Origin of the sequence: Chryseobacterium tructae (assembly GCF_030409875.1) — a bacterium.
Lineage (GTDB): Bacteria > Bacteroidota > Bacteroidia > Flavobacteriales > Weeksellaceae > Chryseobacterium > Chryseobacterium tructae.
The window spans coordinates 4,513,213-4,527,844 of the sequence record NZ_JAUFQR010000001.1 but is presented as its reverse complement, the minus strand read 5'-3'; the positions used below and the strand labels follow the sequence as shown (position 1 = coordinate 4,527,844).

The window sequence follows — 14,632 nt, the reverse complement described above, 5'->3', positions numbered from 1 at the left end:
AATGATTGGGGTAATTATTTTTTTGAATAAAATAGCTTTTATACTAAGCTAAATCAAACTCTTTCTCTTGTAAAAATAACAAAATCTTCCTTACAAGAGAAGAAATGTGCATACACAAAAAAACCTTTCAGATCATCTGAAAGGTTTTTGATATTGTAAGGTTATCTTTTTATAATCCGAACATTTTTGCAAACAGATCCGGGAAAACACCCAAGATGATAATCGTTACAATTACAAATACTGCAACAATATTATAAGTAAGAGTTACCTTTTCTGATGATTTGAATGTAGATTCTTTAAAGAAGAACATCGCGACGATTAATCTTAAATAGTAAGCGATAGATAGGGCAGACCCTAAAACTGCTACCAATACTAAGAAAGCAGCTCCGTTCATTGCCTGGGAGAATAAAGCAAATTTCCCCATGAAACCAGCCGTTAACGGAACCCCTGCCATTGAAAGCATAGAGATCGCAGCAGCTGTTGCCAATAAAGGTTCTGTTTTTGCCAATCCTTTGAAAGCTCCGAAAGAAGTTTCTCTTTTTAATTTCTCTACCCAGATCAGACACATGAAAACTCCTACTGTAGATAATGAGTAAGCGAATAAATAGAACGCTAAGTTATAAGTAGAAAGGCTTGTCATTCCGAAGAATACCAATCCGATGTATCCTGCGTGAGAAACTGAAGAGTATGCCAACATTCTTTTTGCATTCGTCTGAGCAAGACCCATAACGTTTGCCAACAATAAGGTAATGATTAAGAATACTCCTAAAACATTAATCCATTCGTGAGTTACTCCAGCGAAACCAATTGTCATCAATCTGAATAGTGCGAAGAATCCTGAGATTTTTACCACACTTGCCATGAAAGCAGTGATTAATGAAGGAGAACCTGCATATACATCAGGACTCCACATATGGAAAGGAGCTAAAGCCACCTTAAATGCCAATGCACAAAGAATAAGCAATACTCCTAAGATGAACATTACGTTGGAAGCATTAGCTACTCCAAAGTCATGAATTTTATAGAGATCAAAACTTCCTGCACTTCCATAGATGAACGCAATCCCGAAAAGTAGGAAACCTGTTGCGAATGCACCCATTAAGAAATACTTGATTGAAGCTTCGTTTGATCTTAGATCTGTTTTGTTGGCACCAGCCATTACATATAATGGGATAGAAAGGATTTCAACACCTAAGAACATTGTAACTAAGTTCTGGTATCCGAAAAGTACAATTCCTCCACATAATGCAAATAGCATCAATGCATATAATTCTGATTGGTGGCTTCTGTGATTGCTGAATGCAAAACCTCCCAAGAAGAATAACAATAAGGTTGTTACAATGGATAATTTAGTAAATAATGCAGTATTGGCACTGTATTCATACATATGCTTGTAGTGATCGAAGAACGAACATTCAGGCATAAAGCTTACATACAATGCGATGATTAAACCCAAAATCCCAATGTATCTTGCGAACTTTCCTTGTTCGAAAACTCCTGAAAATAACGCAATAACTGCTGTTAGGAAAACAATAATTAAAACACTCATAATATAGATTTGAGATGTGAGATCTGAAGTTTAAAGTTCAAGGGTTAGAGCTTAAAGTTCCGGGTTCAAAAGTTACCGTCTCTTATCTCTTCGTCTTTTATCTTTATGCTCTCTAATCTCTTATTTTTTTAATTTTTAAATCTTTTAATTTTTTAGTTAGCCATTGCCGTGTAGATAAACTTCACTGAACTACTCACCATTTCGATTACCGGTTGTGGGAAAATACCAAGTAAGATCACAAAAACCGCTAAACTCGCCAATACAGAGAATTCTACACCAGATAAATCTTTTGCTGTGCTTAACACTTCTGCATTTCCTTCTCCAAACATTGCTTTTCCGTAGAATCTCAATAAGTATACTGCACAAAGAATTACCGTAAGACCAGCAATTACTGCTGCTGTTCCGTTGAAATCATATACTGCTTTTAACAGGATAAATTCTCCGATGAATCCATTCGTCAATGGAACTCCCATTGATCCTAATATAATGATCAAGAATAAAACGGCAAACTTAGGGGCTACCTTAGCTAAACCACCCATTTGTCTGATGTCTCTTGATTTAAATCTCTTGTATAAAATATCACAACAGTAGAATAATCCTACTACGTTGATACCGTGAGCGAAAGTCTGTACCAATGCTCCTTCAGCACCTTCAACATTGAAAGTTCCTCTTAAAGTAACTACTGCAGAAGCGAAGATCCCTGCTACCATCAATCCTACGTGAGAGAAAGATGAATAGGCAATGATTCTCTTCATATCCGTCTGGATGATCGCGATCAATGCTCCGTGAACAATTCCCACGATGGCAAGGATAATTACGATCTGTCCGGAAATTCCTGCAATAGGAAGTGGAGTAATTGGAAGTAAATAACGCATTACCCCATACACTGCCATCTTAAGCATGATCCCTGATAATAACATCGATCCTTGAGTAGGAGAGTAGGTATAGGTATCAGGCTGCCAGGTATGAAAAGGGAATACCGGTAATTTCACTGCAAAAGCAAAGAAAATGAACCAGAATACCACAGTCTGCTGTACTTCGTTAAGTTGCGCATTGTATAGATCTGTTAAAGCGAATGATGCAGAATGGTTGTACACATAGATCAATCCGGCTAACATAAATAAAGATCCAACGAATGTATATACGAAGAATTTCGTAGTGAATTCGAACCTTTTATTCTCTTGTCCCCAAAGTCCGGCAATAAACCAAATTGGAATCAAAGTTACTTCCCAAAAAATGTAGAACAATAATCCGTCTAAAGAAGTAAATACTCCTACAAGACCGAATTGCATCAACAGAATCAATCCGTAGAATGTATTTCTGTAGTTTACACTTTCATTGAAAGAAGATAAAATGATGATTGGCGCTAAGATGTTAGTCAGCAATAAAAGAAGCATGCTCATTCCATCGATACCGAAGTGAAGAGAGCCCTTCATAAATTGTGACCACGGATAATTGATCTCATGCTGCAATACGCTGTCTACTGTCGGAGTAAAATCAAAATCCGAAAGTATATAGAACGTAAGGAGCATTTGTACCAATGCAATTCCTAGTGCCAAATATTTGCTGGAATTACTCTTCCATGCAAAAACTAATCCCGAACCTACTAGAGGTAATAGTAATAATGTTAATAATAAACAAGACATTATTATTGTAATAAAAAGTTAACAATTAATATAATTCCCACAGCTAAAGACATGATAAGAATATACGTCTCTACATTTCCGTTTTGTACACGCTTCATAGCTTTACCGCTGTCTTCAGCACCATCACCTACAAAGTTTACAAAACGGTCTAAGATACCCTTATCAAACATCTTTCCTCCGCGTCCTAATCCTTCAACAGTTTTTACAATCAATGCGTTGTAAAGTTCGTCTACATATAGTTTTTTAGCAGAAAGCTTTTCCCATCCGGTATAGCTTTCTTCTGCCACAGCCATTTTTTTCTTTTTCACGTAGGTATTTCTTACGATAAACCATACAGAGAAGAACATTAATACTGTCGCTGCTAATAAGATCATTTCAGTGTTAAAAGGTACTCCTGAAAGAGTAGCTTCCATCTGGCTGTAGCTTTGTTCCGTAAGAACAGGCTTTAACCATTCCATCAATTTAGCATAGTGTCCGTGACCGATGAAGTGTGGCAAGTTGATGAAACCTCCAACAACAGAAAGGATAGCCAATACGATCAATGGTAATGTCATATTAGTAGGGCTTTCATGTAAGTGGTGTTTTTGCTCTTCAGTACCTCTGAACTCTCCATGGAAAGTCAGGTAATATAGTCTGAACATATACGTTGCAGTCATTGCCGCTAAAACAAATAAGATTACCCAATAAATAGGATTTTTAGCGAAAGCTGCTACTAAAATTTCGTCTTTAGAGATCATCCCTGATAATAAAGGGAAACCTGAAATGGCTAATGTTCCGATCAGGAATGTAGCGTGGGTAAGAGGAATATATTTTTTAAGACCTCCCATGAAACGCATATCCTGCTCGTTGCTCATAGCGTGGATTACAGAACCTGCACCTAAGAATAATAAAGCTTTAAAGAAAGCGTGTGTCATTACGTGGAACATAGCTGTTGTATACGCTCCAAGACCTAAAGCGATGAACATAAACCCAAGTTGTGAAACAGTAGAGTATGCCAATACTTTTTTGATGTCGTTCTGACGTAGTGCATAGAACCCTGCTAAAGCTGCAGTTAAGAATCCGATGAATAAAATTCCTCCTTGTACCGTAGGGGCTAAAGTAAATAAGAAGTTGGATCTTACTACTAAGTAGATACCCGCTGTTACCATCGTTGCTGCGTGAATTAACGCAGAAACAGGAGTTGGTCCAGCCATCGCATCCGGTAACCATGTATATAATGGAACCTGAGCCGATTTACCGGTAGCACCGATGAATAAACTCGCTGTGATAAAGATAATCACTGTTCCGTCTAATTCAAATTTTGAAGCGTTTTCTGCTACAGAAAGATAATCTACAGCATTGGTCTGAGCAGCGATCATGAAGATACCGATCAATAACGCAAGGTCACCAATTCTGTTCATGATGAAAGCTTTTCTTGCCGCTTTACCGTATTCTTCGTTGGTATACCAGAATCCGATCAATAGGTAAGAACAAAGACCTACACCTTCCCATCCAATGAACAAGATAAGGTAGTTGCTTCCCATTACTAAAAGTAACATAGAGAAGATGAAAAGATTCAGATAAGTAAAGAACTTATAGAATCCTTTGTCATGACTCATATATCCGATAGAGTATAAGTGGATCAGTGAACCGATACCCGTGATGATCATGACCATCATTAAAGATAGCTGATCGATTTGGAACCCAAAATTGATTTGAATACCATTTACTCTAAACCATTCAAAAGCTTTTACGATTACAGGCTGGCTTTCAGAATTGAAATTCATGAAAAGACTTACAGCGATACAGAATGATCCGAAAACCATTGCCGTAGCCAAAGAACCCACCACTATTTTTGGAAGATTTTTTCCGAATAAACCGTTTATAAGAAACCCTAAAAGTGGTAAAAGTACTATTGCATATACTAAATTCTCCATTCTTATCCTCTTAATTTATTAAATATACTAACATCTACAGAACGGGTATTTCTATACAGCATAGCAATAATTGCCAGACCTACCGCTACTTCAGCAGCTGCAACCACCATAATGAAGAACACTAAAAGCTGTCCGTCTCCATTCCCTTTGTATGCTGAAAAAGCAGCCAATAAAAGGTTTACAGAGTTAAGCATAAGCTCTACACAGCCTAGAATCACAATAGCATTTTTTCTAAGCAATACTCCCATCACTCCTAAGCAGAACAATACTGAACAAAGGATAATGAAGTAGTCCAAAGGGATGCTTTGTATAAATGTATTTACTTCTCCCATAATTTTATAAATCTTTTTTACCGATTAATACCGCGCCTACAATACCTGCTAAAATCAGGATAGAAGCAAGCTCAAACGGTAAAACATATTCATTAAACAAAAGTCTACCCAGATTTTTAGTAAGACCAACACTTCTGTCTACATTCTCTACTACAATATGGTTTTGCTGAACTCCTCTGAATACCCCTAAAACTCCAACTAAAAGAAGACCTGCCGTAAAAACTCCAATAAATTTTAAAGTATTACCCTTCTTACTTTCGTCTGCTTTATTAAGGTTAAGCATCATAAGGATGTAAAGGAAAAGTACCATGATGGCACCTGCGTACACTATGATCTGGATAATTGCTAAGAATTGAGCATTCAAAAGAATGTACATTCCGGCAATTGAAAACATCGTAACAATTAATGACAAAATAGCATATAAAGGATTTTTTGCAAATACGAAATACACCGCACTTGACACTGCTAAAAACGCCACCAAGAAAAATAAAAACTGATCCATTATTTTACCGCATTTTTTTGTTTCTCGGATTGTCTTGTCGTGATGTCAATCCTTTCATTTATTTTTTCAACTAATTTATCTTTTCCGTAAATGAAAGAACCTCTGTTGGTTTCTACGTCTACCAATCTATCGGTAAGATAAATGGCCGATTTAGGACAAGCCTCTTCACACATTCCACAGAAAATACATCTTAGCATATTGATTTCATATACTGAAGCGTATTTTTCTTCTCTGTAAAGTCCTTTTTCCTCTTTAGTTCTTTCAGCAGCAGTCATCGTAATGGCTTCTGCAGGACAAGCTACCGCACAAAGTCCGCAAGCAGTACATCTTTCTCTGCCTTCCTCGTCTCTTTTCAAAACGTGCTGACCTCTCCAGATGGTAGTTCTTGGTTTCTGTACTTCCGGATACGAATATACTGCGGGAGCACCCTTTATCACGGTTCTTACAGCATGCTTAAATGTAATCCCCATCCCTGTAAAGATCGCAGGCAAGTAGATTTTTTCAGCAAGGGTCATTTCCTTATTGGAAACAACTTTTGATCTGTTTGTAAGTTTCATTTAATTATAGATATTAGATGTTAGACACCAGATTTTAGACTAATCTTGTCTGCTATCTTAATTATTTAATATTGATGATTGAATATGATAGGCTAAAGATAAAACTTTGATTTCATTATCAAATTTTCAAATCAGCTCATTTTCAAATTTTCTTAGTTTGCAAACGCTAAAATTACAGCTCCTGTAATTAATAGGTTTACCAATGCCATCGGGATTAATGTTTTCCATCCTAAGTGCATTAATTGGTCATATCTGAATCTTGGAAGTGTCCATCTGATCCACATGAAGATCAAGATTCCGATGACAGTCTTCGTTAAGAATGCAACGATACTTAAGATTCCTGCAACGTTTTCTCCCCAGTTCTGAGTTACCCATTCAATACCAGGATAATTATAACCTCCGAAGAAAAGAACAACCATGAAAGCATTAGAAATAAACATGTTCACGTATTCACCGAACATATATAAACCTAATTTCATGGAAGAGTATTCTGTAGAGTATCCTGTTACCAATTCAGATTCACATTCAGGTAAATCGAACGGGTGTCTGTTTGTTTCGGCTAAAGCTGCTACAAAAAATACAAGGAAAGCAATTGGCTGATAGAAAATATTCCAGTTCATACCAGAAACCCAAGGAATGATTCCCCATAATTTTCCAGTAGTTTGGCTTTCAGTAATTACTTTCAAATCTAAGCTTCCAGACATCATAATGATAGAAAGAAGCGCCAGTCCCATTGCCAATTCATAAGAAATCATCTGAGAAGAGGCACGAATAGCACCTAGTAATGAATATTTGTTGTTCGAAGCCCAACCTCCGATCATGATTCCATAAACACCAATGGAAGCCATTCCGATGATGAAAAGTACACCAACGTCAATGTTAGCCACCTGAAGATCAAAAGAAGTACCTGCAATATTTAAACTTTTACCCCAAGGAATAACTGCCCCCGTGATTAATGAAATAAACATTACTAAAGCTGGACCCAATACGAAAAGAAATTTTTCAGCATTGGCAGGAGTAAAGTCTTCCTTAAAGAAGAATTTACCACCATCAGCAAGAGGTTGCAATAATCCGAAAGGCCCAGCTCTGTTAGGCCCAATTCTATCCTGCATGATAGAGGCTACTTTTCTTTCTGCCCAGGTAGAGTAGGCTGCAATCGTTAAAGAAAGCAGGAAAAGTGCTAGTACAAGTATAAGTTTAAATGTAAGTAAATCCATTTTTGTTTTAAAGATTTTTAGATGTGAGATGTCAGATACTAGATATGAGGTTAAGTCTGATGTCTTGTGTCTGAGATCTAATTGTCTTTATTAAAATTATTTTTCGTCTTTTTCACTGATTTCCTTCGCATCAGGATTATCAATCATTATCAATTCGTCTTTTGGCTTCTGGTAATGATTAAGTGAAATTACAGAGTGTCTGTCGATATGTCTAGGACCTTCGATGTTCCAGTCTGACAATGCTTTTCTTTCGAAACGACATGTATCACAGATGAATTCTTCAACTTCACCCCACTGGTCTTTTCTTGCAGTTACTCTTACGATTTCATCACCTTTCATCCAAACTACCGTTTTTCCTGAACATTTATCACATTTACAAGAAGCGTTCATTGGTTTTGTGAACCACACTCTGCTTGCAAAACGGGATGTTCTGTCTGTTAATGCTCCTACAGGACAAACGTCGATAACATTTCCAATGAAGTCATTATCCAAAGCTTTATTTAAATAGGTAGAAATTTCAGCATGATCTCCTCTGAAAAGAATACCGTGCTCTCTTTCACCTGTTAGTTGGTTGGCAGCTAATACACATCTTGCACAAAGAATACAACGGTTCATGTTCAGTTTGATGTTCGGTCCCAGATCATCAGCTTCGTAAGTATTTCTTTCGAATTCTGTTCTAGTTTCAAGGTTTCCGTGCTCATATCCAAGATCCTGAAGATGACATTCACCAGCCTGATCACAAACAGGACAGTCTAGCGGGTGATTAACCAATAAGAATTCGGTTACCGCTTTTCTTCCTTCCTGAGCTTTCTCAGAAGTAAGGTTTTTAACTTCCATACCGTCCATTACGTTTGTTCTGCAGCTTGCTACCAATTTCGGCATAGGACGTGGATCTGCTTCAGATCCTTTAGAAACTTCTACAAGACAAGTTCTGCATCTTCCGCCACTGGTTTCTAATTTGCTGTAGTAACACATCGCAGGAGGTACAGATTTACCTCCGATTTGTCTTGCAGCTTCCAAAATAGAAGTACCAGGCAAAACTTCAGCAGTCTGTCCGTCTATAGTTATTTTGAATTTTTTAACTTCTTCGCTCATATTGTATGCTTTAAGCTTTATGCGTTAAGCAATAGGCTTTGTTATTTATATTTCTTTGTATTAAATGTATATCCAATTCCAGCCATCACTTGTCCGAAAACAAAATCCTGCTGCGCTTTGTCTGGCTTGTTATTCAATGTAGTTTTAATGTCCCACATATTGATATAACCGGCTTTTCCTTCTACTCTTACCATTACATGATCCCAAAGTACTAAGTTAAGACTGGCTCTTACATCAGTCCCCATACCCGCAACGTGGAAACGGTCGCTTCTTTCATTTCCAAAAAGTTTTACATTACTTTTTGGGAACATAAATCCGATACCGGCTCCATAAGACCAAACCAAATCAACATTTTTCTTGTTGATAATACTCTGATATTTTTCAAGACCTAAGTTTTCATAGTTAAGCCCATCTGTATGTTCAAAAGTAAGGAACTTTTCATCTGCAAGGTTTACTTGCCCGTTCTGTACCATGGCTGCATATTCAGGATCTGAGATATGTCCTTTAAAGTTAACGGTTTGATCCTGATCCATCACATATTTCATGTGATCAATCCCTAAAACAAGCGCTAAATTATCTTTAATAAAATATCCTATTCTGAAATTATACTGGGTCACAGTAAACCAACTTGGATCAAAATAAACAAGTCCAAATTTGGTAGGTCTATCCTGAGCAGTTACATTATTCAGTTGAAAATCATATCCATTTCCTTTAAAACGAATATCAGAATTACTAAATGCTGCTCTGTTCCATCCATAAAAAGCAAACATCTGACCTTTTTTGCTTAAAGGTTCCGGTTTCTTGGAAACAGGAGTTTTAAACAGGTCTGCATTATTTTCTACCAGTAAAGAATCTTTTTTCTGTCCGAAAACAAAACTCGACATCATTAAGCCGACAACCAATATCTTTTTCATTTCAACTATGCATTCTTTTCAACAGCCGGGATAGGATCTGCATAATGTGCCAATCCATAATTTTGGGTCTGAGATAACTCAGGGTTTTTCACGTGCCACTCAAATTCATCTCTGAAGTGACGAATTGCTGCTGCAACAGGCCAAGCTGCTGCATCTCCCAATGGACAGATCGTGTTTCCTTCGATTTTTCTCTGGATATCCCAAAGTAGATCGATATCTTCCATTTTTCCTTCTCCTTTTTCAATTTTCTTTAAGATTTTATGCATCCATCCTGTTCCTTCACGGCAAGGTGTACATTGTCCACAACTTTCATGGTGATAAAATCTGGCTAAAGTCATTGTGTGATCTACAATACACTGGTCTTCGTCTAAAACGATGAATCCTCCTGAACCCATCATTGTTCCGGTAGCAAAGCCACCATCTGCTAATGATTCATAGTTCATATATCTTGGCTCTCCGTTCACGGTTCTCAGCAATAGATTAGCTGGAACAATTGGAACAGAACTTCCTCCAGGAATACAAGCCTTTAATCTTTTTCCGTCTTTAATACCACCACAATACTCATCAGAATAGATGAATTCTTCTACAGTAATGGTCATATCAATTTCGTATACACCCGGTTTGTTGATGTTTCCACAAGCTGAAATCAATTTCGTACCTGTAGATCTTCCTACACCGATTTTAGCATACTCAGCACCTGTAATATCAATGATTGGAACGATGGCTGCAATAGACTCAACATTGTTTACCACTGTTGGTCTTTCCCAAAGACCTTTTACAGCCGGGAATGGTGGTTTTAATCTTGGATTACCTCTTTTTCCTTCAAGGGATTCAAGCAATGCAGTTTCTTCACCGCAAATATAAGCTCCACCACCTCTCTGTACATAGATTTCACAGTCGAAACCGGTTCCTAAAATATTTTTACCTAAATCCTGCTGCTTTAGCTTCTTCAATAGCTTCTTCAAGGATATCAGGAATCCATGAATATTCTCCACGGATATAGATATAAGAAACATTTGAACCTAAACAGTAAGATGAAATTAGCATTCCTTCAATCAATAGGTGAGGAAGGAACTCCATCAGATATCTGTCCTTGAATGTTCCAGGCTCAGATTCATCCGCATTTACCACAAGGTGTCTTGGAACGCCTTCTGGTTTTGCTAAAAAGCTCCATTTCATGCCCGTTGGGAATCCAGCTCCACCACGGCCTCTTAATCCTGAAGCTTTTACTTCTTCAAGAATTTCGTCAGGAGTCATTTTCAAGGCTTTTTCAGCTGCTGTATAACCTCCTTGTTTACGGTAAGTTTCAAAGTAGCGGATACCTTCTATATGTGCGTCTTTAAGTAAAAGTTTTTTACTCATTGTATATTATGCTTTTAGCGGTCAGCTATTGGCTTTTGGCTTCTAACTTATGCTATTTTTAATTTGTTAAAATTTATTTAGTCTAAAGCAACTTGTCCCTGTCTGCAAAGATCAAGGATTTCATCTACTTTTTCTATCGTTAAATTTTCATGAAAGAATTTTCCAAGCTGTAACATTGGTGCATATCCACATGCTCCAAGACATTCAGCAGGCTTTAATGTGAACATACCGTCTTCAGTAGTTTCACCATCCTTAATATTCAGTTTCGTTCTGATATGGTCAAGGATCTTCTCGCTTCCACAAACCATACACGGTCCTGTTCTGCAAACCTCTAAAACATATTTACCTACAGGCTTCATGTTGAACATTGTATAGAAAGTAGCTACTTCATATACTTCGATTGGTTTGATACTTAATAGTCCGGCAACATAATCCATAACAGGAACATCTAACCATCCTCCGAATTCTTTCTGTGCCAAGTGAAGTACAGGAAGAAGAGCAGATTTTTGTCTTCCTTCAGGATATCTTGCGATAATTTTGTGTACCTGTGCTAAACTTTCCGGTTTAAAAGCTATTGTTTCGCTCATTTTTTATCTAAGATTTCAGATGCCAGATTTCAGACATCAGATTTTAAATTTATATACAAAGCGAAGAGTCTAACATCTGAAATCTGATGTCTTACTTCTTCTTTTTTTATGCGTCTAATTCTCCCGCAATAATATTCATACTACACATCGTTACAATGGCATCTGAAATTACAGAACCTGTAATCATTTCAGGATAGGCCTGATAGTAGATGAAACATGGTCTTCTGAAATGAAGTCTGTAAGGGCTTCTTCCTCCATCACTCACAAGATAGAAACCTAATTCTCCGTTTCCACCTTCTACAGCATGGTAAACTTCCCCTTTCGGTACATCAGTTTCTCCCATTACAATTTTGAAGTGGTAGATCAATGCTTCCATTTTTTGATACACATCTGCCTTTTCAGGAAGATAGAAATCAGGAACATCCGCGTGGAATGGTCCTTCCGGAAGATTTTCGTATGCTTGTTTGATAATTTTAAGTGATTCCCAGATTTCTTGTTGACGAACCATGAACGGTCGTAAGTATCTCCTGATGTTCCTACAGGAATAATGAAGTCGAAATCTTCGTATGATGAATAAGGCTGTGCAACTCTCACATCGTAATCTACTCCTGCTGCACGTAGGTTTGGACCTGTAAAGCCGTAGCTTAATGCTCTTTCGGCAGAGATTGCTCCTGTACCGATGGTTCTGTCCATGAAAATTCTGTTTCTTTCTAATAAAGTACCGAATTCTTTAAATCTTGCTGGGAAAGTTTTTAAGAAATCTTGTAATAACTCATGGAACTTAGGAGTGAATCTCTTTCGAATCCTCCAATTCTTCCCATATTGGTAGTCATCCTTGCCCCACAGATCTGCTCATACATATCATAAATACGCTCTCTTTCGATGAACATATAAGTAAGACCTGTAATTGCTCCTGAGTCCATCCCGGTTACCCCGTTACAAATCAGGTGGTCACCGATTCTTGCTAATTCCATTAGGATAACACGCATATAGTCTACACGTTTTGGAACTTCAACGCCGATCAGCTTTTCTACTGTCATGTGCCAACCCAAATTGTTGATCGGGGCAGAACAGTAATTCATACGGTCAGTAAGGGTAGTGATCTGAGAGTAGTTTCTTCTTTCAGAAATTTTCTCAAATGCTCTGTGGATATATCCTACCGTTTGCTCAGCATGAAGGATTCTTTCTCCGTCCATCGTTAAGATATTCTGGAAAATCCCGTGAGTAGCAGGGTGAGTAGGTCCTAAATTGAGGGTGTATAATTGTCCGTCAATCTGTTCCTTACTTTCGTACTGGTTTAGTATATTAGATAATGAGTTATCTTTCATAATTTAAATGCTTTAGGCTATAGGCTATAGGCTTTAAGCTTATCACTTACTGCTTATTGCTTATTGCATTATTTTTATCTTCCAAACATGTTATCGTTCTTGTCGGTTCTTGTACCATCTTCAAGGCGATATTCCTTCAACATTGGGTGGTATCCAAGATCTTCCATATTCAAAATAGGTCTAAGATCCGGGTGTCCTTTAAATTTGATCCCATAAAAGTCATAGGTTTCTCTTTCCATCCAGTTAGCACCGGCATATAAGTCAGTAAGAGAGTCTACTTCGATATTTTCTCTGGACATAAAGATCTTCAGACGTAATCTGAAATTGGCCATCATATTATGTAAATGATATACAACACCTATTTCCTTTTCCGGGAATTCAGGATAATGGATTCCGCAGATATCTGTAAGGAAATTAAATTCCAGTGATGAATCTTTAAGATAGTGAATAATCTTCTTAATATCTTCTTTCTTCACTTCAATCGTTAACATTCCATAAGGCTCTGAACTTGAAATGACAGATTCCGGAAATTCTCTGGTGATTGCTTCTAATACAAATTCGTTTGTCATTCCGTTTAGTTGCTTATGTTGTAAGAATCTAATAATTTTTGATATTCAGGCATATCCCTTCTTCTGATGCTTTCGCTTTCTGCAAGAGCTTGTACCTGCATTACTCCTTCAATGATCTGTTCAGGTCTTGGAGGACATCCAGGAACATAAACGTCTACCGGAATAATTTTATCAATTCCCTGAAGAACGGAATAGGTATCGAAAATACCACCACTGGAAGCACAAGCTCCAACAGCGACTACCCATTTTGGCTCAGCCATCTGAGTATATACTTCTTTTAGGACTGGTCCTAATTTTTTTGATATAGTTCCGCAAACCATTAGCATGTCCGCTTGTCTTGGAGAGAAAGAGTTTCTTTCCATACCAAATCTTGAAGCGTCATAAGTAGGGTTTAGGGTAGCCATAAACTCAATACCACAACAAGAGGTAGCAAATGGCAATGGCCAAAGTGAAAACTTTCTTGCCATCCCGATTACACTGCTCAGTTTTGTTGCGAAAAACCCTTCTCCTTCATATCCTTCGGGAGCAGGTGCATCTGTTCTTATTACTGGTTTTTTATCTGACATTTTTAGTAAATATTTAAAGATTAAAATATTTAAAGATTAAAAAATAAAACCTTAGCAATCTTTAAATTACTTAAATAAATTCAATCTTTTAATGTTAAAATTTATTTATCCCAATCTAGTGCTCCACGTTTCCATACATAGAAAAACGCTACGAAGAAAATCGCAACGAACGTAAGCACAGCTAGGAATCCTTCCATACCGAATTCTCTGAAGTTTACCGCATAAGGATAAAAGAATACGATTTCAATATCGAATAGTACAAACAATACCGCAGTCAGGAAATATTTAATTGAAAACGGTGTTCTAGCATTTCCTTCACTAGGAACTCCACATTCCCAGCTTTGATTTTTTACAGAATCTCCTTTTTTCTGTTTTGGTCCTAAGAAATGTGCACCAAGCAATGAAACAGCGACAAATCCTACTGCTACACCTGCTTGGATTAGTATTGGAATATAACTTTCAGGTAAATTCATTTTTGCATTATTATCTCAA

13 protein-coding genes and 2 pseudogenes are annotated in these 14,632 nt (G+C 37.3%); all 15 read right to left on the bottom strand.

Features of this window, described 5'->3' with window-relative positions; all coding sequences use genetic code 11:
• Positions 1-169: 169 nt before the first annotated feature.
• Entirely contained in the window at positions 170-1,549 is a 1,380-nt protein-coding gene (locus tag QWZ06_RS22530) for an NADH-quinone oxidoreductase subunit N (protein ID WP_290301209.1), read from the bottom strand.
• A 152-nt stretch (positions 1,550-1,701) separates the two neighbouring features.
• Positions 1,702-3,195 (bottom strand): complex I subunit 4 family protein, encoded by a 1,494-nt coding sequence (locus tag QWZ06_RS22525; RefSeq protein ID WP_290301208.1) that lies wholly within the window; start codon positions 3,193-3,195, stop codon positions 1,702-1,704.
• Positions 3,196-3,197: 2 nt separating this feature from the next.
• Positions 3,198-5,111: an NADH-quinone oxidoreductase subunit L gene (nuoL, locus tag QWZ06_RS22520; protein ID WP_290301207.1), complete on the bottom strand. Its 1,914-nt coding sequence runs from the start codon at positions 5,109-5,111 to the stop codon at positions 3,198-3,200.
• A gap of 2 nt (positions 5,112-5,113) precedes the next feature.
• Positions 5,114-5,443 carry an NADH-quinone oxidoreductase subunit NuoK gene (nuoK, locus tag QWZ06_RS22515; protein WP_065396642.1) on the bottom strand — a complete coding sequence of 110 codons (330 nt, stop codon included), beginning with the start codon at positions 5,441-5,443 and terminating at the stop codon, positions 5,114-5,116.
• A gap of 4 nt (positions 5,444-5,447) precedes the next feature.
• Positions 5,448-5,945, bottom strand: coding sequence for an NADH-quinone oxidoreductase subunit J family protein (locus tag QWZ06_RS22510; protein WP_123859050.1), 498 nt, complete (start codon positions 5,943-5,945; stop codon positions 5,448-5,450).
• Positions 5,945-6,502 (bottom strand): NuoI/complex I 23 kDa subunit family protein, encoded by a 558-nt coding sequence (locus tag QWZ06_RS22505; RefSeq protein WP_040996950.1) that lies wholly within the window; start codon positions 6,500-6,502, stop codon positions 5,945-5,947. Before QWZ06_RS22505 ends, QWZ06_RS22510 begins: the two co-directional genes overlap by 1 nt.
• 152 nt (positions 6,503-6,654) lie before the next feature.
• Positions 6,655-7,719 (bottom strand): NADH-quinone oxidoreductase subunit NuoH, encoded by a 1,065-nt coding sequence (gene nuoH / locus QWZ06_RS22500; RefSeq protein WP_209920081.1) that lies wholly within the window; start codon positions 7,717-7,719, stop codon positions 6,655-6,657.
• Between the two features lie 96 nt (positions 7,720-7,815).
• Complete coding sequence (locus QWZ06_RS22495) at positions 7,816-8,814, bottom strand: NADH-quinone oxidoreductase subunit G (protein ID WP_290301206.1); 999 nt, start codon at positions 8,812-8,814, stop codon at positions 7,816-7,818.
• 41 nt (positions 8,815-8,855) lie between these two features.
• Positions 8,856-9,728 (bottom strand): hypothetical protein, encoded by an 873-nt coding sequence (locus QWZ06_RS22490; protein ID WP_290301205.1) that lies wholly within the window; start codon positions 9,726-9,728, stop codon positions 8,856-8,858.
• Between the two features lie 5 nt (positions 9,729-9,733).
• Positions 9,734-11,090, bottom strand: a pseudogene (gene nuoF / locus QWZ06_RS22485) (NADH-quinone oxidoreductase subunit NuoF).
• Positions 11,091-11,167: 77 nt separating this feature from the next.
• Complete coding sequence (locus QWZ06_RS22480) at positions 11,168-11,677, bottom strand: NADH-quinone oxidoreductase subunit NuoE family protein (protein ID WP_290301204.1); 510 nt, start codon at positions 11,675-11,677, stop codon at positions 11,168-11,170.
• 106 nt (positions 11,678-11,783) lie between these two features.
• Positions 11,784-13,005, bottom strand: a pseudogene (locus tag QWZ06_RS22475) (NADH-quinone oxidoreductase subunit D).
• Positions 13,006-13,079: 74 nt separating this feature from the next.
• A complete protein-coding gene (locus QWZ06_RS22470) occupies positions 13,080-13,574 on the bottom strand; it encodes an NADH-quinone oxidoreductase subunit C (RefSeq protein ID WP_290301202.1) in 495 nt (164 codons plus the stop codon).
• Between the two features lie 5 nt (positions 13,575-13,579).
• Complete coding sequence (locus QWZ06_RS22465; RefSeq protein WP_002983540.1) at positions 13,580-14,140, bottom strand: NADH-quinone oxidoreductase subunit B; 561 nt, start codon at positions 14,138-14,140, stop codon at positions 13,580-13,582.
• Positions 14,141-14,241: 101 nt separating this feature from the next.
• Entirely contained in the window at positions 14,242-14,613 is a 372-nt protein-coding gene (locus QWZ06_RS22460; RefSeq protein WP_045492896.1) for an NADH-quinone oxidoreductase subunit A, read from the bottom strand.
• Positions 14,614-14,632: the final 19 nt, after the last annotated feature.

Coding starts and splice junctions, on each gene's coding strand:
- QWZ06_RS22480 (WP_290301204.1), bottom strand. CDS start 11,677: ATGAGCGAAACAATAGCTTTTAAACCGGAAAGTTTAGCACAGGTACAC.
- QWZ06_RS22510 (WP_123859050.1), bottom strand. CDS start 5,945: ATGGATCAGTTTTTATTTTTCTTGGTGGCGTTTTTAGCAGTGTCAAGT.
- QWZ06_RS22530 (WP_290301209.1), bottom strand. CDS start 1,549: ATGAGTGTTTTAATTATTGTTTTCCTAACAGCAGTTATTGCGTTATTT.
- nuoL (WP_290301207.1), bottom strand. CDS start 5,111: ATGGAGAATTTAGTATATGCAATAGTACTTTTACCACTTTTAGGGTTT.
- QWZ06_RS22465 (WP_002983540.1), bottom strand. CDS start 14,140: ATGTCAGATAAAAAACCAGTAATAAGAACAGATGCACCTGCTCCCGAA.
- nuoK (WP_065396642.1), bottom strand. CDS start 5,443: ATGGGAGAAGTAAATACATTTATACAAAGCATCCCTTTGGACTACTTC.
- QWZ06_RS22525 (WP_290301208.1), bottom strand. CDS start 3,195: ATGTCTTGTTTATTATTAACATTATTACTATTACCTCTAGTAGGTTCG.
- QWZ06_RS22505 (WP_040996950.1), bottom strand. CDS start 6,502: ATGAAACTTACAAACAGATCAAAAGTTGTTTCCAATAAGGAAATGACC.
- QWZ06_RS22460 (WP_045492896.1), bottom strand. CDS start 14,613: ATGAATTTACCTGAAAGTTATATTCCAATACTAATCCAAGCAGGTGTA.
- nuoH (WP_209920081.1), bottom strand. CDS start 7,719: ATGGATTTACTTACATTTAAACTTATACTTGTACTAGCACTTTTCCTG.
- QWZ06_RS22490 (WP_290301205.1), bottom strand. CDS start 9,728: ATGAAAAAGATATTGGTTGTCGGCTTAATGATGTCGAGTTTTGTTTTC.
- QWZ06_RS22470 (WP_290301202.1), bottom strand. CDS start 13,574: ATGACAAACGAATTTGTATTAGAAGCAATCACCAGAGAATTTCCGGAA.
- QWZ06_RS22495 (WP_290301206.1), bottom strand. CDS start 8,814: ATGAGCGAAGAAGTTAAAAAATTCAAAATAACTATAGACGGACAGACT.